16 protein-coding genes and 1 pseudogene are annotated in these 22,161 nt (G+C 66.6%); 7 read left to right on the top strand and 10 right to left on the bottom strand.

Translation table 11 applies throughout. The features are described from left to right. Positions 1-190 precede the first annotated feature (190 nt). Positions 191-1,405: a porin gene (locus tag KHY18_RS12350; RefSeq protein ID WP_213300037.1), complete on the bottom strand. Its 1,215-nt coding sequence runs from the start codon at positions 1,403-1,405 to the stop codon at positions 191-193. Between the two features lie 527 nt (positions 1,406-1,932). Here KHY18_RS12350 and KHY18_RS27090 point away from each other — a divergent pair. The 3 genes and pseudogenes from KHY18_RS27090 to KHY18_RS12340 form a co-directional block, all read left to right on the top strand. Continuing rightward, positions 1,933-2,379 (top strand): annotated as a pseudogene (locus KHY18_RS27090) (Tar ligand binding domain-containing protein); the annotation flags it as partial. 330 nt (positions 2,380-2,709) lie between these two features. Beyond that, positions 2,710-3,528, top strand: coding sequence for a methyl-accepting chemotaxis protein (locus KHY18_RS27085; protein ID WP_249729096.1), 819 nt, complete (start codon positions 2,710-2,712; stop codon positions 3,526-3,528). 170 nt (positions 3,529-3,698) lie between these two features. Beyond that, entirely contained in the window at positions 3,699-6,245 is a 2,547-nt protein-coding gene (locus tag KHY18_RS12340; protein WP_213300031.1) for a sensor domain-containing protein, read from the top strand. A 35-nt stretch (positions 6,246-6,280) separates the two neighbouring features. On the opposite strand, the gene KHY18_RS12335 is transcribed toward KHY18_RS12340, so the two are convergent. The 7 genes from KHY18_RS12335 to KHY18_RS12305 form a co-directional block, all read right to left on the bottom strand. Further along, entirely contained in the window at positions 6,281-7,513 is a 1,233-nt protein-coding gene (locus KHY18_RS12335) for an acyl-CoA dehydrogenase family protein (RefSeq protein ID WP_213300028.1), read from the bottom strand. Between the two features lie 110 nt (positions 7,514-7,623). Further along, on the bottom strand, positions 7,624-8,286 hold the full coding sequence (locus KHY18_RS12330; RefSeq protein ID WP_213300025.1) for a DUF5710 domain-containing protein: 663 nt from the start codon (positions 8,284-8,286) through the stop codon (positions 7,624-7,626). A gap of 232 nt (positions 8,287-8,518) precedes the next feature. After that, on the bottom strand, positions 8,519-10,786 hold the full coding sequence (locus KHY18_RS12325) for a xanthine dehydrogenase family protein molybdopterin-binding subunit (RefSeq protein ID WP_213300023.1): 2,268 nt from the start codon (positions 10,784-10,786) through the stop codon (positions 8,519-8,521). A gap of 56 nt (positions 10,787-10,842) precedes the next feature. Further along, on the bottom strand, positions 10,843-11,502 hold the full coding sequence (locus KHY18_RS12320) for an N-carbamoylsarcosine amidohydrolase (protein WP_213300020.1): 660 nt from the start codon (positions 11,500-11,502) through the stop codon (positions 10,843-10,845). Further along, positions 11,499-12,572 carry a 2,5-dihydroxypyridine 5,6-dioxygenase NicX family protein gene (locus KHY18_RS12315; protein WP_213300017.1) on the bottom strand — a complete coding sequence of 358 codons (1,074 nt, stop codon included), beginning with the start codon at positions 12,570-12,572 and terminating at the stop codon, positions 11,499-11,501. Before KHY18_RS12315 ends, KHY18_RS12320 begins: the two co-directional genes overlap by 4 nt. 51 nt (positions 12,573-12,623) lie before the next feature. Beyond that, complete coding sequence (locus tag KHY18_RS12310; protein ID WP_213300014.1) at positions 12,624-13,463, bottom strand: alpha/beta fold hydrolase; 840 nt, start codon at positions 13,461-13,463, stop codon at positions 12,624-12,626. Between the two features lie 59 nt (positions 13,464-13,522). After that, positions 13,523-14,293, bottom strand: coding sequence for a maleate cis-trans isomerase family protein (locus tag KHY18_RS12305; RefSeq protein ID WP_283771324.1), 771 nt, complete (start codon positions 14,291-14,293; stop codon positions 13,523-13,525). A gap of 309 nt (positions 14,294-14,602) precedes the next feature. On the opposite strand from KHY18_RS12305, the gene KHY18_RS12300 reads away from it, so the two are divergent. The 4 genes from KHY18_RS12300 (at position 14,603) to KHY18_RS12285 (ending at position 20,762) form a co-directional block, all read left to right on the top strand. After that, positions 14,603-15,760: an FAD-dependent monooxygenase gene (locus tag KHY18_RS12300; protein ID WP_213300011.1), complete on the top strand. Its 1,158-nt coding sequence runs from the start codon at positions 14,603-14,605 to the stop codon at positions 15,758-15,760. Positions 15,761-15,796: 36 nt separating this feature from the next. Further along, complete coding sequence (locus tag KHY18_RS12295) at positions 15,797-16,309, top strand: (2Fe-2S)-binding protein (protein WP_213300008.1); 513 nt, start codon at positions 15,797-15,799, stop codon at positions 16,307-16,309. Then, on the top strand, positions 16,306-19,206 hold the full coding sequence (locus KHY18_RS12290; RefSeq protein WP_213300005.1) for a cytochrome c: 2,901 nt from the start codon (positions 16,306-16,308) through the stop codon (positions 19,204-19,206). The genes KHY18_RS12295 and KHY18_RS12290 overlap by 4 nt, the downstream gene beginning before the upstream one ends. Before the next feature lie 239 nt (positions 19,207-19,445). Further along, positions 19,446-20,762, top strand: coding sequence for an MFS transporter (locus tag KHY18_RS12285; protein ID WP_213300002.1), 1,317 nt, complete (start codon positions 19,446-19,448; stop codon positions 20,760-20,762). A gap of 70 nt (positions 20,763-20,832) precedes the next feature. Here the strand turns inward: KHY18_RS12285 and KHY18_RS12280 are convergent, their stop codons facing one another. Together KHY18_RS12280 and KHY18_RS12275 are read right to left on the bottom strand one after the other, a co-directional pair. Beyond that, entirely contained in the window at positions 20,833-21,279 is a 447-nt protein-coding gene (locus KHY18_RS12280; RefSeq protein ID WP_213300124.1) for a MarR family winged helix-turn-helix transcriptional regulator, read from the bottom strand. A 110-nt stretch (positions 21,280-21,389) separates the two neighbouring features. After that, positions 21,390-22,161, bottom strand: a 772-nt coding sequence (locus KHY18_RS12275; protein WP_249729091.1) for an alpha/beta fold hydrolase, incomplete at its 5' end; no start/stop codon positions are given.

The raw sequence follows: 22,161 nt of genomic DNA, 5'->3' as shown, positions 1-22,161 counted from the left end.
GTCTTGCAATGCATGAAGAAGAAACAGCGAGCATCTACCCCCGTTCGTCCTGAGCCTGCCTCGCCGGCCGCGTCGAAGGATGAACGGCCTGTACTCAAACCATGAGGACATGGCCGTTCACAATTCCATGACCTCACACGGCAAAAGCCGGAACCCAAGTCCCGGCCTTAAGCAAGTTCACCCGCGCGTATCAGAACGCGTGGCGAATGCCCAGATGCAGCGCATCGCTGTTGCCATTGCGGCCCGGTGCGGCCTGGCTGGTGGCGCCGGTCAGGGCGTAGGCCGAGCCGTTGCGGTTCTTCACGCGGCCGTAGTCGGCGTAGAGGCTGGTGCGCTTGGACAGCGCATAGAGATAAGCCACGCCGAACTGCGTCGCATCGCGGTTGAGCGGGCCGCGGTCGTTGACATGGATCACCTGCGCCAGCACCGTGCTCTGGCCGAACGGCACGGCCACGCCCAGCGAGGCGCTGCGGTCGTCCTGGCCGGCGTAGTAGCCCACCGTGGGGAAGCCCGCGAAGCCCAGGTTGTTGTCGGCCGCGGCCTGCGTGGCCGGCGTGATCGCCGCGCTGGGGTTCTTGAACATCGCGAACGAACCGAACACCTTGGCCGCGCCGAAGTCATAGGCCAGGCTGGAGTTGAACCACTTGACGCTGCTGCCGTCGACGATGTGCTTGTGCACGGTGTACGACAGCGCGCCGCTGAGCGCCTTGTTCGCATAGAACAGCGCGGCCGCGCTGCTCGAACCCGTGCTCGAACCCAGGCCGCTGCCCGGGGCCGGAGAAGTTTCGCCGGGCGCGTACGACACCTTGCCGATGAAGCCGGCCATGGACGGCGTCTGGTACCAGATGCTGTTGTTGACGCGGCCCGACGCGGGCTGAATGCCCTGCAGATTGCCGCCGCCGCCCAGACCGAAGGCATCGCCCACGGCCTGCACTTCGGAGCTGATGGCGGTCACGGTGCGGCCCAGGCGGATTTCACCGAAGTTGCCGGTCAGGCTGATCAGCGCGCCGCGGCCAAAGCCCTTGGCGCCCGCGCCCTGGTTCTGGCCCAGCGTGCCCGAATCGCTGTTGATGCCCATTTCCAGCAGGAAGTTGGCGCGCAGTCCGCCGCCCAGGTCTTCGCTGCCCTTGAAGCCCAGGCGCGAGCCGTTCATATGGCCGCTGTCGACGCGCGTGATGCGGCCGTTGGGGCTGGACACATAGCCCACGCTGGTGTCGATCAGGCCATAGATGCTGACGCTGCTCGACGGCGTGGCGGCCAGGCCGCCCGCGGGGGTCGTGATCTGTCGCAGTTCTTCCTTTTGGGCCTGCTGGGCCAGCGCCGGCAAGCCGGTGCACAGGGTGGCGGCAAGCGCCAGGGTCAGGGGCGATGGGCGCAGCGCGCGCGATGCATTGAATTTCAACAAGATATGTCTCCTCGTATGTGTCTACGTTTTTGCGGACCTGCATGCTGCAGTGCCCCGGCTGCCTTCCAATGTTTACTTGTCGGCCGGCAAGTAATAATAGGAATTCGCGCAGGCTTTGGCTCCAGGGAAAACACGCGTGACCCGCAAGCAACGCCGTGCGCCATGCGGACAGCGCAAAAAATGGCGTCGCGCGTACCATCCGCAGGCACACGCGACGGGAGGCGCAGGCCGGCGCCCAATTGTCAAAATTTGTGATTTCTGGCGCGGTGTGTAGCGAATTTTTCTGTCTGTGCAACAATCGCCGCGTAGCGCTATCAAGGGTTTTTACCAATGTTGGCTGCTTGACTTTCCAGAACTGGAAACGACTGAAAACCGATCTCGATGCCGCAGCGGGCTCGACCGCCGTTGTCAGATTTCACGTCGCATCACACATCCCACGGTCGGAAACGATATTCCCTGCACCCAGGATTCACCCCAATTGCTGATATAGAAAATCCGTTCAGCAAGCCTTGTCAAAGCAGCCAAAAATGCGCCAAATGCTCAGAGACATTACCGTTAGAAAAATGGTGATATATGTGCTCTTACTGATCAGCACCTTGATAGGTGTAATGCTGCTGCTCAATGCGCGCAGCCTGCAAAATGCGCAGGCGCTGGAGCAGCAAAACCAGCTTCTGCAGCAGGAGACCACCGAGCTGCACCGCGCGAACGACCAGCTTTTGCGCGCGCGCCTGCGCATGGCGCGGCAAAAAACTTATGCCCAGTCGGGCGACCAGGCGGGCCTCGCGGCGGAGACAAAAAGCATGGATGCAGCGGTCGAAACCTCGACCCGGCATTTCGAGAATTTCCTGCTCAATGCCAGGCAGCATGCGCCTGCCGCGCTGCTGAGCAGCTTGCAAGCCGAGTTCCATCGCGTGATGAACGAAGGCATACAGCAACAGCGCGCCTTGCTCGCCGCGGCCGATTTCACCCAGGCGGATGCGCACGAAATCGCCGTCGTGGTGCCCGCCAGCCGCGCCTTTTCCGAATCGCTTTCCCGCTATGAAACCCATGCACAGGAACAGGGACTGCAGCGCGCAAAAACTGCCGCCAATGACCGGCAAATGACAATGTCGATTGCGGCCTTCATTTTGGCCATTTGCCTGATTATTGTTTTTCTGGGTGACCGCTATATCGTGGCCTGCGTCAAGAAGCCGCTGGACGATATCAAGGCCCATTTTCAACGCATTGAATCGGGCGATCTCACAAAACCGATTACTTCATTTGGCAAAAACTGCATAGGGCAGATCATTCCCCATCTTCAGGACATGCAGGCCAGCCTCGCACGCACGGTAGGCTCGGTGCGTGACGGCGTGGTGCAGATCAATGGCGAGGCGTCGGAAATCTCCGAGGGAAATGTGCGCCTGGCAGCGCGCACCGACGAGCAGGCCTCGTCCGTGGTGCAGACCGCATCAAGCATGGAAGAGCTCTCGGCCACGGTTCGCCACAACGCGCAGAACGCCAACAAGGCCCGCGACATGTCGCAGCAGGCGACGCACGCCGTGCAACGCGGGGGCGGGGCCGTGCAGGAGGCCGTGGCCACCATGCGCAAGATCGCCGAAAGCTCCAAGCGCATCGATGACATCACGTCCTTGATCGACGGCATTGCGTTTCAGACCAATATCCTGGCGCTCAACGCGGCCGTCGAGGCCGCGCGCGCCGGCGAGCAAGGCCGCGGCTTTGCGGTGGTGGCGGGCGAAGTGCGCGTGCTGGCCCAGCGCAGCGCCGTCGCGGCCAAGGACATCAAGACCTTGATTTCCACCTCCAATGCCAGCGTCGCCCAAGGCGCGCAACAGGTCGAGGTCGCGGGCGCCACCATGGACGAAACGCTGCAAGCCGTGCGTCGCCTGTCGGCCCTGGTCAATGAAATAGCCACCGCTTGCGCCGAGCAGGCCACCGGGCTGGAGCAGATAAACACCGCCGTCATGCAGATCGATCAGATCACGCAGCAAAACGCCATTGCAGTGGAGCAGGCGGCCGAGGCCGCCAGCTCGCTGCAGGCACAGACGCAACGCCTGACCGAGTCGGTAGCGCTGTTTCAACTGCCGGCCATTGCCGGCGCGGCGCCGCGTCTTGCGGCGCATTGAGCCCATGTCAGCTGCCGTTTCGGCAGCATCCAGCGTCTGAAGGCCGCGCGCGGCTCGGCTGGACATTCATCCAACAGAAACATCCGAGCCCTGTGGCGCCCGCGGCGCCCCATGGCCAGGATGTCAAGCGGGCCTGCCGGTTGCGCAAGGCCCCACCCCAGGGAGTGCGCATGTCGCAATGTCAGGAAATCACCCACCCCGTTGCGCAGCAGCTGGCACAGTTGAGTGCATTGGATCGTGTGATGGCGATTGCCGAGTTCGAGCTGGATGGTTCGCTGAGCCGGGCCAACGACAACTTCCTGGCACTGCTGGGATACACGCGTGAGCAAGTCATGGGGCGGCACCACAGCAGCTTCTGCACCGCCGCCTTTGCCGCGAGCGCCGAGTACCGCAACTTCTGGCCGCAGCTGCGCGATGGCAAGGCACGTACGGGACTCGCGGAGCGGCTGCGCCAGGACGGCAGCAGTTGCTGGCTCGAAGCCACCTACACTCCGGTGCTGGACGCCCAGGGCAAGGTGCGGCAGATTCTCAAGATCGCGACCGACATCACGGCGCGGCTGCAGCGCGAGCAGGCGCAAACCGAACATCTGCAGCGGCTGTCCATGGTCGCGGATGCCAGTGGCACGGCGGTCGTCATCAGCGACAGCGATGCGCGCATCGTCTATATCAACAACGGCTTCAGCCGCATGTTCGGCTGGGCACTCGATGAAGTCCAGGGCCGGGCGCCGATCGCCTTGCTGGCACCGCATGTGAACGAGGAGTTCGCGTCCAGCTATCGCAGCGCCTTGCGCCGCGGCGAATCGGTTGAACGCGAGGAGATTGTGGTCAGCAAGGACGGGCGACGCTATTGGGCCAAGGCCATCAGCAACCCCATCCGCGCCGCCAACTCCCAGGCAGTGACTTACACCGTGACCACGCTCACGGACATCACCCGCGCCAAGATGCATGAGGTGCTGCAGCATCGCGTGCTCGAGGCCATGGTGAAAGAAAGCCCGCTGTGCGAAGTGCTGCAGTTGATCTGCCGCGAGGTGGAGCGCATTTCGCCCGAGATCACCGCGTCGATTCTGTCCGTCAGCGACGAGGGCGTGCTGCAGCCGCTGGTCGGCCCGGGCTTGCCGAGCGACTATTGCGGCGGGTCGACCTGGTGCGAGCACACCGTGCGCGCCGATGCCACGGCCCCGGACTGGCAGGTGCACGCGCAGCGCATCGCGCCGCTGGGCTTTGCCGCCTGCTGGTCGACACCGATTCACAACAGCCTGGGGCGCGTCGTCGGCACCTTCGCTTTCTACTTCAAGAGCCCGCGCATTCACGCGGCCCAGCTGTTTCATCAGCTGATGGTCGATGCCTGCGTGCATCTGTGTTCGCTGGCGCTGGAGCGCGAGCATGCGCGCCAGCGCATACGCCAGCTCGCCTTCTATGACGGCCTGACAGGCTTGCCCAACCGCAGCCTGCTGCAGGCCAAGGCCGACCAGGCGATCGCCACCGCGGCGCGCAACAGCGACCAGTTGGCCGTGCTGTTCATCGACCTGGACCGTTTCAAGCAAGTCAACGACTCATTGGGCCACCCGGCCGGCGACGAACTGCTGCGCCAGATTGCCGCCAAGCTGCAGCAGACCTTGCGCGGCTCGGACATCGCCGGCCGACTTTCGGGCGATGAGTTTGTCGTGGTGCTGTCGCAATGCCATGCCGACCAGGTCACCGACCTGGTGGAACGGCTGCTGGTCGATCTGAGCGCGCCCGTCACCATCGCCGGCCTGGCCTTGTCGGCATCGGCCAGCGTGGGCATCGCCATGTTCCCCGACGACGGCCGCGACATGGAGACCTTGCTGCACCGCGCCGACATGGCCATGTACCAGGCAAAAAGCAGCGGCCGCGGGTGCTTCAGCTTCTTCAGCAGCGAGATGAACCAGCTGGCGCAGGAGCGCCTGGCGCTGGAAACGGCGCTGCGCCACGCGATCCACTCCAAACAGCTGCACCTGCATTACCAGCCGCAAGTGGACATGACCACGGGCCAGCTCACGGGCGTCGAGGCGCTGGCGCGCTGGAACCACCCGGAGCTGGGCGAGATTTCCCCGGCGCGCTTCATTCCCCTGGCCGAGGAATGCGGACTGGTGGCCGACCTGGGCCACTGGGCGCTGCGCGAGGCCTGCGGCCAGCTTTCGGCCTGGCGTGCGCAGGGGCTGGCCGTGCCCGCGGTCTCGGTGAATCTGTCGACCAGCAGCTTTCACAATCTGGACCTGCCGCGCATGATTGCCGACATGCTGGAAGTCAATGCGCTGCAGCCACAGGACCTGACGCTGGAACTGACGGAAAGCGTGTTGCTCGACACCAATCCCAGCACCATGAAGACGATTGCCGATGTACATGCCAAGGGCATACGCTTGTCGATGGACGACTTCGGCACGGGCTACTCGAGCCTGAGCTATCTGCGCCGTCTTCCCGTCAGCGAGCTGAAACTGGACCGCAGCTTTGTGGCCGACCTCGAAAACGATGAGGCCGCGCAGGCGCTGAGCGCGGCCATCCTGGGCATAGGCAAAAGCCTGCACCTGACGGTGGTCGCCGAAGGCATTGAAACGCCCGCGCAAAACCAGTTGCTGCGCGAGCAAGGCTATCCGGTGGCGCAGGGCTTTCTGTTTGCGCGCCCGCTGAGCCCCGCCGACCTGGGCCTGTGGCTGCGCCAGCGCAACGCCGATTCAGCGCCCACGCCATCGCGCTGAGCGCGCGGGCCAGGCGGCTGTGCCGCCTGCTGCACTCAACGCGGCAAAGCCGCCGTGCGCTTGGCCAGCTCCAGCTTGGCGATGGCATTGCGGTGGACTTCATCCGGGCCGTCGACGATGCGCACGGTGCGCTGGTGGGCATAGGCTTCGGCGAGCCAGAAGTCCTGGCTCACGCCGGCCGCGCCATGCGCCTGTATCGCCCAGTCGACGACCTTGCACGACATATTGGGTGCGACCACCTTGATCATCGCGATCTCGGCGCGTGCATTCTTGTTGCCCACGGTGTCCATCTTGTAGGCCGCATTGAGCGTCAGCAGGCGCGCCTGGTCGATCATGCAGCGCGACTCGGCGATGCGCTCGTGCCAGACCGATTGTTCCGACAGCTTGCGGCCGAAGGCCACGCGGGCATTGAGCCGGTCGCACATCATCTCCAGCGCACGCTCGGCAGCGCCTATGGAGCGCATGCAGTGGTGAATGCGTCCGGGGCCAAGGCGACCCTGGGCAATTTCAAAACCCCGGCCTTCGCCCAGCAGAATGTTGGCCACGGGAACGCGCACGTTCTCCAGCAGCACTTCCATGTGGCCGTGCGGCGCGTCGTCGTAGCCGAACACCGACAGGTGGCGCAGCACCGTGACGCCTTGCGTGTCGCGCGGCACCAGCACCATCGACTGCTGCGCATGGCGCGGCGCCTCGGTGTCGGTCTTGCCCATGACGATGAAGATCTGGCAATGCGGGCTGCCCGCGCCCGACGAGAACCACTTGCGGCCGTTGATCACGTACTCGTCGCCTTCGCGGCGAATCGTGCACTGGATATTGGTCGCGTCCGACGAGGCCACGGCGGGCTCGGTCATCAGAAAGCCCGAGCGGATCTCGCCGCGCAGCAACGGTTCGAGCCACTGGTCCTTTTGCGCTTCGGTGCCGTAGCGCTCAATGGTTTCCATGTTGCCGGTATCGGGCGCCGAGCAGTTGAACACTTCGCCCGACCAGGTCACGCGGCCCATCACTTCGCACAGCGGTGCGTAGTCGAGATTGGAGATGCCGGGAACGCCGCGGTACTCGTGCGGCAGGAACATGTTCCACAGGCCGGCTTCGCGCGCCAGCGGCTTGAGTTCCTCGATCAGCGGCGACACCTGCCAGGCATTGCCCGCGCGGCGGAACGCGTCCATTTCGCGCAGATAGCGTTCTTCGTTGGGATAGATGTGTTCGTCAAAGAACGCGTTCAGGCGCTGCAGCAGGTCCCGGGTCTTCGCGGAAGGTTCAGCAAACATTTTTCGTCCTTGTGGGATTGCGGGCCGCCCCGGCTGGGCCGCCTCGTTGAAAAATATTGGAGCATTGCCGCGGCGCAAACGCCGTCCCGCACGTGACGGGACGCGCTGGGCTACAGCACCACCGCCCTCGCCTTCCACTGCATATCGATGCCGGTCCTGAAGTTGCGGATATAGCCGTGCGGCCGGCCTTCGAGGTGGGCGACATAGAACGCCGCTTCGTCGGCGTCATCGGGCGCAGCCGCGCCGATGTGCATGCCGTGCACCGCGCCCTCCACGCCAATGCCATGGCGCTCGCCGTCCATCAGCGGATGCTCGCCGCTGACCACGCAGCCCATGGCGCGCAGCGCGGCGGCGAAAGCTTCGCGCGCGGTCGGCACTTCGCCGGCAGCGGCTTGGTCCGGCTGCCAGCGCGCGAGCTTGTGCCGATCGCAGTGCGGGCCGACAAACCAGCAGCGGGCCAGGGGATCCCAGACCGCGCCCGCGGCCTTGGCCGCCTTGCGCTCGCCATACGGAACGTCGAGGTATTCGCGCCCGGGCTGGCGCTGCGTTTCGTGCGCGGGCTCCTCGGCCTGGCGCTGCGTCCACTGCGCGAACGGCGCGGCGTCCATGCCCGCCGGCACATACCAGGCATGGGCCTGGCGGTCCCATTTCGCGCCCAAGGCCTTGGCCTGGTCCTTGTGCGCGAAAGGCACCCACAGCAGGATGGCGCGCTGCGTCTCCTGCACCTGCGCCGCGCCGTCGGCGGCGTACTCGGACCTGTTCGGTGGATTCATATCCATCCTCCCTGTCATGCAGCGAAGCTTGCCTTGAGCCGCTCTATCCGGGGGCGTTCGCCAGGGCCTGCGGGGCGGCTGCCCCCTGCGCAATGCGGCACGCAAAAGGCGCAGGCAGTATAGCCAGCGGCATCCGATATAACGAAATCCACGCGCACCATGCCCATCTTCATGGGCATGAATTGCGCGGACATTCGCCGCCGTTTTTAGCGGCTAAAGCGGGCGCAAGAAATCAGCGGCCCAGCACCGCGCGCACCGCATCGGGCGTGAACGGCGCGGCGTAGAAGCGCCGGCCCGTGGCATCGAACAGCGCGTTGGCGATCGCCGCCGGGCCGGGCACCGAAGCCGACTCGCCCGCGCCCATGGGCGGCTCGTCCTGGCGCGGCATCAGCAGCACTTCGATGTCGGGCAAGGCCTTGAAACCGATGATGGGGTAGGCGCCCCATTCGCGGCTGCTGACGCCGGCCGCGTCGAAGCCCACCTTCTCCATCAGGCTGCGGCTCAGCGTCTGGATCACATTGCCGTGGATCTGGTGGCGCACGCCGTCGGGGTTGACCATCATTCCCGTGTCCTGGCCCACGACCAGGCGCGTGACCTCGATGCGCCCGCTGACCGGGTCCACGCGCAGGTCGATCACCCAGGCGGCCCAGGCCGCGCCAAAGCCCGGAAAGCGGCTGTGCACATAGCGCGCATAGGCCACGCCGCGGCCATGCAGCCAGCCGTCGGCCGCGAGCCGGCCGCGGCTGCCCCGGGCGCCGCGCTGCCAGTCGGCATGGCGGGCCGTGGCCTGCAGCAGTTCGCTGGCGCGCGTGTCGTCCAGATGGCGCAGGCGAAAGTCGACCGGGTCGGCGCCGGCCGCCTGCGCGAGCTCATCGATCATGCAGTCGTGGGCGAACGAATTGGGCAGGGCCGAAACGCCGCGCAGCCAGGACGAGCGCACCAGCGGCGCCATGTCGTGGCTGGCGATGCGCTGGTCGCGGTAACGGTAGGGCGGCACGGCCGTGCGGTCGCCCATTTCCAGCGTGCGCGGCGAGCCCGCCACGCGGCCCGTGAGCAGCAGCGCGAGCAAGGGCGCGTCGTTCGAGGGATAGCGCACGGCGAAGTCATAGGCCAGCAGTTCGCCGTCGGCATCGATGGCCGCGCCCACGTCCATCAGCTGGCCCGTGCCCTTGGGCTCCCACTGGTGTTCCTGTTCGCGCGTGAGCTGCACGCGCACCGGCGCGCCCACGGCGCGCGCCAGCAAGGCCGCGTCGGCGCAGACATCGTCGGCGCAGTTGCGGCCGTAGCAGCCCGCGGCTTCGAGCCGCACGATATCGATCCGGCCTTCGCCCAGCTGCAGCAGGCGGTCGAGGTCGGTGCGCAGCATGTGCGGGTTCTGCGTGCCGGCCCAGACGGTGAGTTGGCCGCCCTGGAAATCGGCGACGGCGCACGACGGGCCAATGGACGCATGCATCTGGTAGGGCCAGACATAGCTGTGCTGCAGATGCGTGGCGGCGCGCGCGCTGCTGCCCGCGACATCGCCCTGATCGACCAGCGCGCGGCGCTGCGCGGGATTGGCGCGAATCGCGGCTTCGAGGTCGCCCAGATCGGGCGCGGGCGGCACGGGTTTCCAGTGCACGCGCAGCGCGCGCAGCGCGGCGATCGCCTGCTCCTCGCGGTCGGCGACCACGCCGACAAAGTCGCCTTCGACCACCACCTCGACACGGCCCGGCAAATGGGCCACGGATGCGCGGTCCACATCGATCAGGCAATGGCCTATGAAGTCGCCGCCGTCGCGCCCCGGGTGGGGCGGGCGCAGCACGCGGCCATGGCGCATGCCCGGCACGCGCACATCGTGCACAAAGCTCAGCTCGCCCGTGGCCTTGGCGGGAATGTCGACGCGCGCCGCGCCCTTGCCCACCAGCCGGTACTCGGATGCGGGCTTGAGCTTGACGGGCTGTTCGGGCGCGGCCAGCGTCAGCTGAATCTGTTGGCCTTGCAGCAGTTCGCCGTAATCGACGCGGCGCGCGTCCAATCCATCGGCAAAGCGGATGACGCCATCGCGCGCCTGCAGTTGCTCGGCCGCCACGCCCCAGCGCAGCGCAGCCAGCGCCAGCAGCTGTTCGCGCGCCTGGGCCGCGGCGCGGCGCAGCGGCACGGCCGAAATCTGTATGCTCGCGCTGGCAATCGTCGGGCCCTGGTTGGGCGCGGCCGCCGTATGGCCCAGCACCATTTCGAGCTGGGCCAGCGGCACTTCGAGCTCCTCGGCGACGATCTGCGCCAGCGCCGTGCGAATGCCCGTGCCCAGGTCCACATGGCCATTGAAGGCCATGGCACGCCAGCCCTGCTGCGCCGCGAGCACCGCTACAAAGATCTCGGGCGTGGACTGCACATAGTCCGACGCCGTTCCGGGCTGGCCGGGAATCGGGCGCGGCGGCGCGACCGGAGCGCGCACCACCAGCAAGGTGCCGGGGCGGGTGAGCAACTGGTCGTGCAATACGGTGGGCTGGGGCAGGGTCATGGCGGGCTACAAAAGAAAATCAGGGCATGCGGGCGCGGGGCCCGCATGCCGGCCGATCAACGCGACAGCGCGTCGGTATCGGCAATGGCCTGGGCCAGCGGCATCACGGCCGCGTATTTTTGCGCCATGTCGAAGAGATTGGCTTCATGCGGGCCAATCGCGCGGTCGCCGCAGCAGTCGGCTACGACCAGCGGGCGAAAGCCCGACTGCATCGCATCGACCACGCTGGCGCGCACGCAGCCGCTGGTCACGCAGCCCGCGACCAGCAGCGTCTGCACGCCGCGCTGGGCCAGCCAGGGCGCGAGCATGGTGCCGAAGAACGCCGACGGCGTGCTCTTGCGCACCACGTATTCACCCGCCGCGGGCGCCAGTTCGGCCACGATGGCGCTGGCCGGGCTGTCTTCCTTGAGCGTGAGCATGCCCGGCACCTTGAGGCAAAAGACATTGCTGTCGGCGTCGTCGTCGGAGAACACGATGCGGCTGTGGGCCACGGGCCAGCCCTGGGCGCGCGCATGGGCCAGCAGCTCCTGGGTCTGCGCGATCGCTTCGGGAATATTGCCGCCGCCGAACACCGCCGGGTCGGCAAAGCCGTTGACGAAGTCGATGATCAGCAGGCCGAACGGGGCCTTGAGCGCCAGCGGCGTGCCAAAGCCCTGGCGCGCATAGGCGGAGATGTCTCCGGCCACGCCTTCGGTGGGAATCCGTTGTTCGGTCATGCGATCTCCTTGCGGCGCGCGGCGCGCGCCAGTCCTTGTTCATCCTGTACCACGCCCGCTATCACCATGGGCTGGCCGTCGAGCGCGACGCTGCAGTGGCGCATGGGGATGTCGATGTGGCAGGCCGTGGTGCGGCTGCCGCCGGCTTCGTTGTTCGGCCCCATGGACCAGAGGAAGTTGCCTTCGAACGCGCGCGCGTCCATGCCGATATGCGTTTCCTTGTTGTAATGCGCGAGCATCGACCACTGGGCGCGCGGCTGCAGGCCCCAACCCACATGCGAGACCGCATAGGCTTCGGGGTCCTCGTACGAGGCCATGTATTCCTTGAGGATCTCGGCCTGCAGTCCGCCGCTGATGCGCGTCACGAAGCCCTTCTCTATCACCAGCTCGATGGGCTCGGTCACATAGTCCTTGAGCGGCAGCAGGATGTCGCCGCGGTCCAGCACCACGCGGCCGTTGCTTTCACCTTCGTTGGGCCAGGTCAGCACGAAGCCGCTGGGCCAATGGTCCCAGCGCCCGGGCGCGTCGACGAAACCGTATTCGCTGATCGCCGGGAAATGGCCCAGCTGGCAGCGCAGGTCGGTGCCGGCTTGCGAGGTGATGTGCATCTGGCGCGCTTGCGCGATGCGCTGGGCCGCGGCCTGCACGCGCGTGCGGTCCGCGGCCGTGGGCACGAGGCGGCACAGCACTTCGGGCGGCTCTATCGCCAGCAGGATCTTGGTGCCCGACTGCAGGATGTCGTGCTGCTCGGGCGAGAACAGCAGCGTCATCAGATCGAGCACCAGATCGCTGGCCTTGAGCGCGGCGATCGCCGCCGGGTTGCCCGTGAGCGGCGTCGTGCCCAGATAGGCGAGCGCGTCGCGGCTCAGCGATTTCTCGGCGTTCACGGGCGGCAGATCGAGCCGGTTGACGCGCGCGCCCATTTCGCTCGAAGCCGCGATCGCGCAGCGCAGCGTCTGCGGGTGGGTGTCGGCGCCGGTGAGCACCGTGACGATCTGGCCGGGCTCGAGTTGGGACAGCGCAAGCACCTGCTTCCAGGCGTGGATCAGATCGATATCGCTGACGGACATGGCGTGCTCCTTGGCATGTGCAGAGTGAAGAAAAGGGACATGGCGGCGGCTTCAGTCGACCTGGGCGCCGAGGAAATCGCCCAGCGCGGCGTAGAAGCCGGCTTCGTTGTCCCAGGGAATCATGTGGCCCGCGCCCGGCACGCGCACATGCGCGGTCTGCGGCGCCAGGCCCTGCCATTCGGCGACATCGGCGTCGCGCACCACATCGCCGCGCTCGGCCGTGACCAGCAGCAAGGGCTGGGCCAGGTGGGGCAGATCGGCATGGATATCGTCGCGGCCGAAGTCCTCGAAGCTTTGCACGATGGCCGGCTCGTGGCAGGTGTGCAGCCACTGGGCGCGCAGCTGGCGCTGCTCATCGGTCCAGGTGGGGCAGAACGCGCGCATCTGTTCGGCGTTCATTCCCAGCGTCGCCTGGCGAATCGAATCCACATACCAGGGCAAGGCCGCGGGATAGGCGCGTCGGCCCGGGCCCGACACCGGCGGATCGACGATCACCAGGCGCGTGAGGCCTTGGGGCTGGCTGCGCGCGGCGCGCACCGCGATGCGCCCGCCCATCGAATGCCCCATCAGCGCAAAGCGCGTGAGGCCCAGGGCCTGGGCGAAGGCGTTGACGTCGGCGGCCTGGGCGTCCAGGCCGTAGTCCAGGCCCGGGCCCGACGACGACAGGCCGCGGCCGCGCACGTCGAGCACATAGGTATCGAACTGGCGGCCCAGGTGTTCGGCGACAAAGCCCCAGGTCACGGCCGGGCTGGTGATGCCGGGAATCAGGATCACGGCGTCGCGCTCGGCGCGTGCGCCCGCGCTGCCGCCGTAGCGCAGATAGTGCTGGCGAATGCCGTTGGCCTGGACCTGGCCGCCGTAGAGATAAGTGCTGGAAGTGGTGGTGGACATGGATGTTGAACGCTGGTGGGCTGTGGCGAAAAAGCCGCCCGTGCAGGGCGGCCGCGGGGTCAGGCCTTGTCGTAAGGATAGGCGCCCGACAGCAGCGCGCCCGCGCCCGGCACCACGGGGTCCAGGCCCAGTTCCTTGAGGATGGCGTAGGTGGTGGCGATCGAGGCCGTGAGCACGGGCTTGCCGGTCTCGGCTTCGACCTGGGCGACGGCCGCCAGCGAAGGCATCTGCACGCAGGCCGACAGCACGATCACGTCGGCGTCGCCGTAGTCCATGCCGGCGACGATGCCGGGCAGGCGCGCGGGATCGTGGCGACCGACATCGAGGTTGTCGGGAATTTCCAGCGCGCGCCAGTCGACGACTTCAAAGCCTTCGGCGGCGATGTAGTCGCGCACCAGCTGTGTCAGCGGCAGCATGTAGGGCGCGACCAGCGCGATCTTCTTGGCCTTCATGACCTTGAGCGCTTCGACCAGCGCGCCGGCGCTGGTGATCACGGGCGCGGTCGCGCCGTTGGTCGCCGTGCATTCGGTCAGGCGCTTTTGCGACACGCGGTGGTAGCCATGGCCCATGGCCATGATCGCCACCAGGCAGGCGTAGCCCAGCACGTCGACGCGCGCATCGCTGAGTTCCAGTGCGCAGCGGTCGCTTTCGGCATCCATCGCCGCCAGCTCTTCCTTGACCACTTTCTTCATGCGCATGCGGCTCGAGTGGAAAGTGAAGCGGTCTTCGGGACGCAGCAGCGAATGGGCCTGCAGCATGGCCGGCACTTCGGTCTCCATGGTGGTGTTGGAGCTGGGAACGATCTGGCCGATACGGTAGGTCTTGGTCATGGTCTTGGCTTTCAGGAAATAGGTGGAAAGATACTACTGAATAAAGCGTATACGCTCAATAGTGCAAAACCCGTGCCCAGATCAAAACCCTGTTCCAACCGGAAAAATCGTTGATTTGGTGCGGACATGCACCAAAAAATCCCGGGAACTAGGTAGAAATCCTCTCCTTGGTGCATTCGCAGCGGCTCAAAAATAGAGCGTACACGCGCAATAAAGTCTTTTTCGAGGCTGGCACGGAATCTGCTCAACCAGGTCAATGACCGGCCCAGGCCGCATGACTTTTCCCTCATTCCAGCAAGGAGTTTTCAAGTGTCTCAATCCCCCCGTATCGCTGTGGTCGGTGCCGGCCTCGGTGGCGCCGCCGCCGCAAAGTTGCTGCTCCAGGAAGGCTTCAATGTCCGCGTCTATGAACAGTCGCCGAGCTTCTCGCGGCTGGGAGCAGGCATCCACGTCGGACCCAATGTGATGAAGATCCTGCGCCGCATCGGCATCGAGGACGCGCTCAACGCCCAGGGTTCGCACCCCGACTACTGGTACAGCCGCCACTGGCAGACCGGCGACGTGATGGCCCAGATTCCCCTGGGCGACTACGCGGTCAAGAACTACGGCGCTTCGTACCTGACCGTGCACCGCGGCGACTTCCATGCGCTGCTGATCGACACCCTGCCCGACAGCGTCATGGCATACAACAAGAGCCTGACCCAGGTCGAGGACCGCGGCGACGTGGTGGTGATGCACTTCGCCGACGGCACCAGCGAGGAAGCCGACATCGTGATCGGCGCCGACGGCGTGAACTCGCGCATCCGTGAAGAGCTGCTGGGCGTGGAGCCGCCCAAGTACGCGGGCTATCTGGCGCACCGCGCGGTGTTCCCCACGCCCGAAGTCAAGGCCGGCATGCTGCCCTTCGACGCCTGCGTCAAATGGTGGAGCGAAGACCGCCACATGATGACCTACTTCGTCACCGGCAAGGCCGACGAGCTGTACTACGTGACCGGCGTTCCCGTCGAGCAGTGGGACCTCAACGACCGCTGGCTGCCCAGCAGCAAGGAAGAGATGCGCGCCACGTTCGACGGCTGGCACCCCACGGTGCAGGCGCTGATCGACGCCACCGTCGAAGTCACCAAGTGGTCGCTGCTCGAGCGCGACCCGCTGCCGCTGTGGAGCCGCGGCCGCCTGGTGCTGCTGGGCGATGCCTGCCACCCGATGAAGCCGCACATGGCCCAGGGCGCGGCCATGGCCATCGAAGACGGCGCCATGCTCGCGCGCTGCCTCAAGGAAGTCGGCGCGCACAACCACGAACTCGCGTTCGCGCTCTACGAAGCCAATCGCACGGAACGCGCCAGCAAGGTGCAGCGCATTTCGCACGACAACACCTGGCTGCGCACGAATGAAGACCCTGCTTGGTGCTTCGGTTACGACGTGTTCAACACCCCCCTGGTGGATCCCAAGGTGAAGATCGCGGCCTGAACGCCCCGGCGACCCACCCACGAACCACAGCACAGCATGGCCACCACCTCTTCCTCCAGCCCCTTGCAACTGCGCGTCAACGGCCGCGACTGCGTGACGCCGGCAACGCCCGACACGCCGCTGCTGTATGTGCTGCGCAATGACCTGGAGCTCAACAGCCCCAAGTACGGCTGCGGACTGGGGGAATGTGGTGCCTGCACGGTGCTGATCGACGGCGTGGCCGCGCGCTCCTGCGTGATTCCGGTGCGCGCCGCGCAAGGCCGCGAAGTCACGACGCTCGAAGGCCTGGGCACGCGCGCCCGGCCCGGCCCCACGCAACAGGCTTTCATCGACTGCCAGGCGGCCCAATGCGGCTACTGCCTCAACGGCATGATCATGACCGTCGAAGCCCTGCTGCGCCGCAACCCCGATCCCACCGAGGCGCAGCTGCGCAACGAGCTGCACCACAACCTGTGCCGCTGCGGCACGCATGTCGAAATCATGCAGGCCGCGCTGCGCGCCGCGCGTTTGCGCAGGGCTGCGGCCATCGCTGCCGAGGGCAAGCAATGAGCCTGTCCCTGCATTCGAACGCCGCCGCCCCGGCGCTGCCCGCCGAACTGCTGCACGGCCTGGCGCTGCGCCCGCCGCAGGCGCGCTGGAACGGCCTGCGCTACCAGGGCAGCGAACTGCTGGGCGCCGACCTCGCCGCGGTGCGCGCCATGACCGGTGTGGTCGCGGCCGTGCAGCGCCAACATTTTCTCGGCGTGGTCGCGGCCACGCCCGTCTACGCGCTGCAGGCCGCAAGCAGCCTCGCGCCTGTCTGGCAGACGCCAGGCACGGCCATGCCATTGGCCGCGCAAGCCGCGTCCAGCGAACCTTCTTCCCAATATGTCTGGCAGATGGCGCGCGCGCCCCTGCACGACGCCAATCAAGTCGTCGCCTGGTGCCTGGACGACCAGGCCAGCGTCTGGCTGCCGCGCTGCGGCGCCCAGACCCTGCGCACGCTGCGCCGCGAACTCGCCGCGCTGCTGCAACTGCCAGAAACCGCGCTGCAACTGATCAGCCCCGCGATCGCCGAGGGCGCGGCCGAGCCGCAGCATCTGCTCGACCTGCTCGACGCCGCGGCCGATGCCGCCTTGCTGTCCCAGGCCGTGGCCAGACCCGTCAGCGTGGCCTGCCAGACCGGCAGCGCCCAGGCGCCGCTGGTGCTGCGCGTGCCCGCGCCCGCAGCGTCGCCATCGACCGAACTGCAACTGCCCGCCACGGCAGCATCTGCCGCCACGCTGCTGTCCGATGCCCCCTGGGCCGTGCGCCCCAGTCTTGCGCGGCTGCTGAGCCAGCCCGAACTGGCGCGGGCCTCGGCCCAGGCCAGCGTGCGCGACGCGGGTGAAGTCCAGGCGCGCAAGACGTTTGCCGACACCCAACATGCGGGCGTGCAGGACCTCAATGCCGCCCAGGTGTTCGCCCAGGAAAGCCTGTGGCACGAACAGGCGCTGGCCCAGGGCCAGGACCCGCTGGCCTATCGCATGGAACATCTGCAGGGCCGGGCCCAGGACCTCGCGCGCCAGGTCGCCGAGCGCGCGCAATGGCCGCAAGCGGAACAAGACACGCAAGCCACCGGCACCGACGGCCGGCTCCATGGCCGCGGCTTTGCGACCGCCCAGCTGCAGACGCTGGATGCGTCGGGCGCCGAGCGCATGGTCTGGAGCGCCTGGGTCGCCGAAGTCGCCGTGCACCCGCAGACCGGCGCGATCGAAGTCACGCGCGTGGTCGCGGGCCACGACAGCCAGCAGCTGCATGCGGCGCAAGGCGCGAGCTTGCGCCCCGAAATCCAATGGCAGGAGCAAGACCCGCAACTGCTGGCCAATGCGCGCCGGCTGCTGGGCACGGCTGCGGCATTCGACGACTGGAACAGCCCGCAGCCCACGGGCCTGGTGCCGCGCGCACAGTCCACCGATCTGGCCGCCCTGCCCGAAGGCAGCCTGATCGCCCGGGGCCGGCTGGACCTCGACGGCGTCGAGACCCTGCCCGCGGCCGCGGCCATCGCCAATGCGATTGCCCATGCGACCGGCGTGCGCCTGCGCGAAGTGCCGTTCGATGCCGAGCATCTGCGCCGCAGCCTGGGCGCGCCCGCGGCCGGCGCCGCGCCGGGCAAACGCCCCTGGGGCTGGCTGGCCGCGGGCGCCGTGGGCGTTGCCGGCATGGCCGCCATGGCCTGGCCGCTCAAGCCCGCCTTGCCCTTGACTGCGGGCCCCGACGTGGCGCTGTATTCCGCGCAGGCGCTGGAGCGCGGCCGGCTGATCGCCGCCGCGGGCGACTGCGTGGTCTGCCATACCGCGCCCGGCGGCGCGGCCAATGCCGGCGGCTTCGGTCTGGAGACGCCGTTCGGCACGATCTACTCGACCAACATCACGCCCGACAACGAGACCGGCATAGGCCGCTGGTCGTTCGCCGCGTTCGAGCGCGCGATGCGCCAAGGCATTCACCAGGACGGCCGCCAGCTCTATCCCGCCTTTCCCTACACCGCGTTCGCCAAGCTCAGCGACGGCGACATGCAGGCGCTCTACGGCTATCTGATGGCCCAGGCGCCCGTCAAGGCCCAGGCACCGCAGACCCAGCTGGCCTTCCCCTACAACCTGCGCCCGGCCATGGCCGGCTGGAACGCGCTGTTCCACGACGCCACGCCGTTCAAGCCCGACCCGGCGCGCACGCCCGAATGGAACCGCGGCGCCTATCTGGTCGAAGGCGCAGGCCATTGCGCGGCCTGCCATTCGCCGCGCAATGCGCTGGGCGCCGAGAAGTCCGGCATCCATTACCTGGGCGGCGGCGAAGCCGAAGGCTGGAAGGCGCCCGCGCTCAACCAGCTGGCCGAAGGCAAGCGCCCCTGGACGCGCGACACGCTCTACCAATACCTGCGCACCGGCTTCTCGCCGCAGCACGGCGTCGCCGCCGGCCCCATGGCGCCGGTGATCCACGGCCTGGCCGAGCTGCCCGACAGCGACTTGCGCGCCATCACCACCTATCTGCTGGAACTGCCCGCGACCGGCGCACAGCCCACGGCCCAGCCCGCAACGCAAACCGCTGCGGCCCCGTTGGCGGTCGCGACGCCCGCCGCCCCGGTCTACGGCCAACATGTCAACGGCGAACGCATTTACCAGAACGCCTGCGCGGTCTGCCACGAAGCGGGCAGCGGCCCCACGCTGTTTGGCGTCAAGCCGCTGCTGGCGCTCAACACCAACCTGCACGCGGCCACGCCCGACAACCTGGTGCAAGTGATCCTGCACGGCATACAGGCGCCGGCGAATGAAGCGCTAGGCCATATGCCGGGATTCAAGGACAGCCTCGACGACGCCCAGATTCTGGATTTGACGCGCTATTTACGCGCACGTTTTGCACCGGAGGAAAAAGCCTGGCCCCACGACACGACGGCGATCAGCAAACTGCGCGCGGCCGCCGCGGCGCATTGAAAAAAATGAAATCACACACCGCGGAAACCGGCCCCGGCCTGGAATCCTTTTTCAGGCATCGATGAGGAGTTCCGGCAAACCAGCCCATTGCATTCAATCCGGACCAGCGCTATTTCCCTGGAGGCTGCGAATACAGCCCGGGGATGAATCTTCCAACACAAGCCGCTGAAATATCGAGAGGCCTGGCCTCCAGACCCACGGCTTAAAAACATCGCCAAGATTTACCAAGGGACCTTTACATGTCAGCTACATTGATTTCCGTCGAAAAAGGAATACAGACCGCCGGGGTCGGAAAATTCCAATATCGTCTTTTCGTGATTTTCGGTCTGGTATGGCTCGCTGACGCGATGCAGGTGCTGTCCATTGGTTTCAGCGCCCCGTCCATCGCCAAGACCTTCGGCATCACCATGCCCCAGGCCTTGAGCACGGGCACCTTGTTCTTCATCGGCATGCTGATCGGTGCCTTCGTGTTCGGCCGGCTCGCCGACCGCATAGGCCGCCGCCCGGTGCTGATGATGGCCGTGGTCATCGATGCCTGCGCCGGCGTCGCCTCGGCGTTCGCACCCGATCTGAGCTGGCTGCTGTTCCTGCGTTTCCTCACCGGCATAGGCGTCGGCGGCACGCTGCCCGTCGACTACACGATGATGGCCGAATTCCTGCCGAGCAACAAGCGCGGCCGCTGGCTGGTGCTGCTCGAGTCCTTCTGGGCAATCGGCACGATCTTCCTGGCCATCCTGTCGCTGGTTGCGGTCGCCTGGGGTGACGACGCCTGGCGCCTGATCTTCTTCGTGACCGGCATTCCGGCGCTGATCGGTGTGGTGCTGCGCTTTTACATTCCCGAATCGCCGATGTTCCTGAACCGCAACGGCAAGTCGGACCAGGCGCGCGAAGTCTTGCAACGCGTGGCCGACGTCAACGGCAGCCAGGTCAAGATTCCCGCGCTGCAGCCTGAGAAGCAGGAACGCAAGTCAGTGTTCGCACTCTTCTCCAACGAGCTGCGCCGCCGCAGCATCGGTCTGCTCGCGGCCTGGGCCTTGATCTCGATTGCCTACTACGGCGTGTTCGTCTACCTGCCCATACAGCTCGCGAGCTCGGGCTTCGGCTTCATGCGCGGCCAGGAATTCCTGGTGGTGCTGGCCCTGGTGCAGCTGCCCGGCTTTGCGCTGTCGGCCTATGGCGTCGAGCGCTGGGGCCGCAAGCCCACGCTGATCGGCTTCCTGCTGCTGAGCGCCATCGGCTGCCTGCTGTACAGCCTGGGCACCTCGACGCCCGTGGTCGTAGGCTCCACGCTGCTGATGAGCTTCTCGCTGCTGGGCACCTGGGGCGCGTTGTATGCGTTCACTCCCGAGGTCTACCCCACCAGCCTGCGTGCCAGCGGCATGGGCATGGCAGGTGCGGTCGCGCGTTTCGGCGGCCTGTTCGCACCCGCGATCATCGCCCCCATCATGACCACCCACTTCACGCTGTCGCTGTTCGTGCTGTCGGCGATGCTGGTCGGCGGGGCGATCGCCATCTGGTCGGTCGACGTCGAGTCGCGCAACCGCGCGCTGGATTGATACCCGCGCTCTAGCCGCATGAAAAAGCCTGCGCGAGACTTTGTCTTGCGCAGGCTTTTGCTTTTGACGCCTAGGCCAAAAGCATCTTGCGCAAGAGAAAATCGACCGCCACGCGCTCGGCGGCATTCAAGGGCCCATAGGTGCTGGCACTGATTTGCTGCGCAAAAGGCGCCATGTCATGCACCAGATCCCGGCCCGCGGGTGTGAGATGGATCACCACCTTGCGCCTGTCGCCCGGGTCGTTTTCAACGGCGATCAATGCGCGCTGGCGCAGCCTTTCGACCACACCGCGAATCGTCGCCTGGTCTATTACTGTCGCCTTGACAATATCGGCCAGCGACAAGCCTTGCTGGTCGCGCACCGCGCACAGCACGACAAACTGCGCCGTCGTCAGCTGAGAATCGGGAATATGCTGCTGAAAATGCGCCGTGTGCCGCTGGTAGGCGCGCCGCAGCAAATGGCCTATCTGGCCGGAGAACACATAATCGTGCTGCTGGGGGCTGGTATTGTTCGGCATGAATTCGGACATCGTCGGAACAATGTAGTTCCCGCGGCCGAATACTGTCAATGCGCGCGCCATTAACGCTGGCGATTATTGCCCTGTAAATACCGGCCGTTTGATGCAAATCAAACCACCGCGCAGTGGACAGCAACAAACGCCTGCACGCGCTCGAGCACCTGGGCCGTGCACTCGCGGTGCGGCACATGGCCGCAGCCCGGCAGCAAAACCAGCTCCACCGGCGCGCCCGCCAAATCGAGCATGCGCTGGGGCTGGCGCGCCGAGCCGAACTCGTCGTCGGCGCCCTGGAACACCAGCATGGGACTGCGCACCCGCGCCAGCGCCGCGTCCAGATTCCAGTCGCGAAACGCGGGCGAAAGCCAGGTATCGACCCAGGCATCGAGCACCCATTGCGCCTTGCCGGGGTGGTACTTGTCCAGCCGCTGCATCTGCCCGGGCACGGCAAACGAATCGCGCGCCGCGCGAATGCCCTCCAGCGTCAGCGCCTCGACAAACGACTGCGCCGACTCGGTGATCACCGCCTGGCAACGCGCGCCATACGCGGCGGCAATCGACACCGCCATGCCGCCGCCCACGCTGTGGCCGAACACCATGAATCGGTCTATGGCGAACGCCTGGAGCACGGCGGCAAAGCTGACCTGGGCTTCGCTGGCGACGAAGTCCACGTCCAGCACGCCGGGGTGGGCGTCAGACTCGCCAAAGCCCAGCCTGTCGTAGCTGATCACGGGATGGCGCGTGGCGCGCGCCAGCGCGGCGGGAAAATCGCGCCACAGCTGCGTGCAGCCCAGCGAATCGTGCAGCAGCACGATGGGAATGCGCGCGTCGGTCGCGTCCTGCGCCGGCCAGCGCCTGGCATGCAGCCGGCCCAGGGGCGTGGCG

This window comes from Acidovorax sp. CCYZU-2555 (assembly GCF_018413525.1).
Classification (GTDB): domain Bacteria; phylum Pseudomonadota; class Gammaproteobacteria; order Burkholderiales; family Burkholderiaceae_C; genus Comamonas.
This window is presented reverse-complemented; position numbering and strand designations above follow the sequence as displayed.

Coding starts and splice junctions, on each gene's coding strand:
- KHY18_RS12330 (WP_213300025.1), bottom strand. CDS start 8,286: ATGAATCCACCGAACAGGTCCGAGTACGCCGCCGACGGCGCGGCGCAG.
- KHY18_RS12325 (WP_213300023.1), bottom strand. CDS start 10,786: ATGACCCTGCCCCAGCCCACCGTATTGCACGACCAGTTGCTCACCCGC.
- KHY18_RS12340 (WP_213300031.1), top strand. CDS start 3,699: ATGTCGCAATGTCAGGAAATCACCCACCCCGTTGCGCAGCAGCTGGCA.
- KHY18_RS12295 (WP_213300008.1), top strand. CDS start 15,797: ATGGCCACCACCTCTTCCTCCAGCCCCTTGCAACTGCGCGTCAACGGC.
- KHY18_RS12310 (WP_213300014.1), bottom strand. CDS start 13,463: ATGTCCACCACCACTTCCAGCACTTATCTCTACGGCGGCCAGGTCCAG.
- KHY18_RS12335 (WP_213300028.1), bottom strand. CDS start 7,513: ATGTTTGCTGAACCTTCCGCGAAGACCCGGGACCTGCTGCAGCGCCTG.
- KHY18_RS12305 (WP_283771324.1), bottom strand. CDS start 14,293: ATGACCAAGACCTACCGTATCGGCCAGATCGTTCCCAGCTCCAACACC.
- KHY18_RS12290 (WP_213300005.1), top strand. CDS start 16,306: ATGAGCCTGTCCCTGCATTCGAACGCCGCCGCCCCGGCGCTGCCCGCC.
- KHY18_RS12280 (WP_213300124.1), bottom strand. CDS start 21,279: ATGCCGAACAATACCAGCCCCCAGCAGCACGATTATGTGTTCTCCGGC.
- KHY18_RS12285 (WP_213300002.1), top strand. CDS start 19,446: ATGTCAGCTACATTGATTTCCGTCGAAAAAGGAATACAGACCGCCGGG.
- KHY18_RS12315 (WP_213300017.1), bottom strand. CDS start 12,572: ATGTCCGTCAGCGATATCGATCTGATCCACGCCTGGAAGCAGGTGCTT.
- KHY18_RS27085 (WP_249729096.1), top strand. CDS start 2,710: ATGCAGGCCAGCCTCGCACGCACGGTAGGCTCGGTGCGTGACGGCGTG.
- KHY18_RS12320 (WP_213300020.1), bottom strand. CDS start 11,502: ATGACCGAACAACGGATTCCCACCGAAGGCGTGGCCGGAGACATCTCC.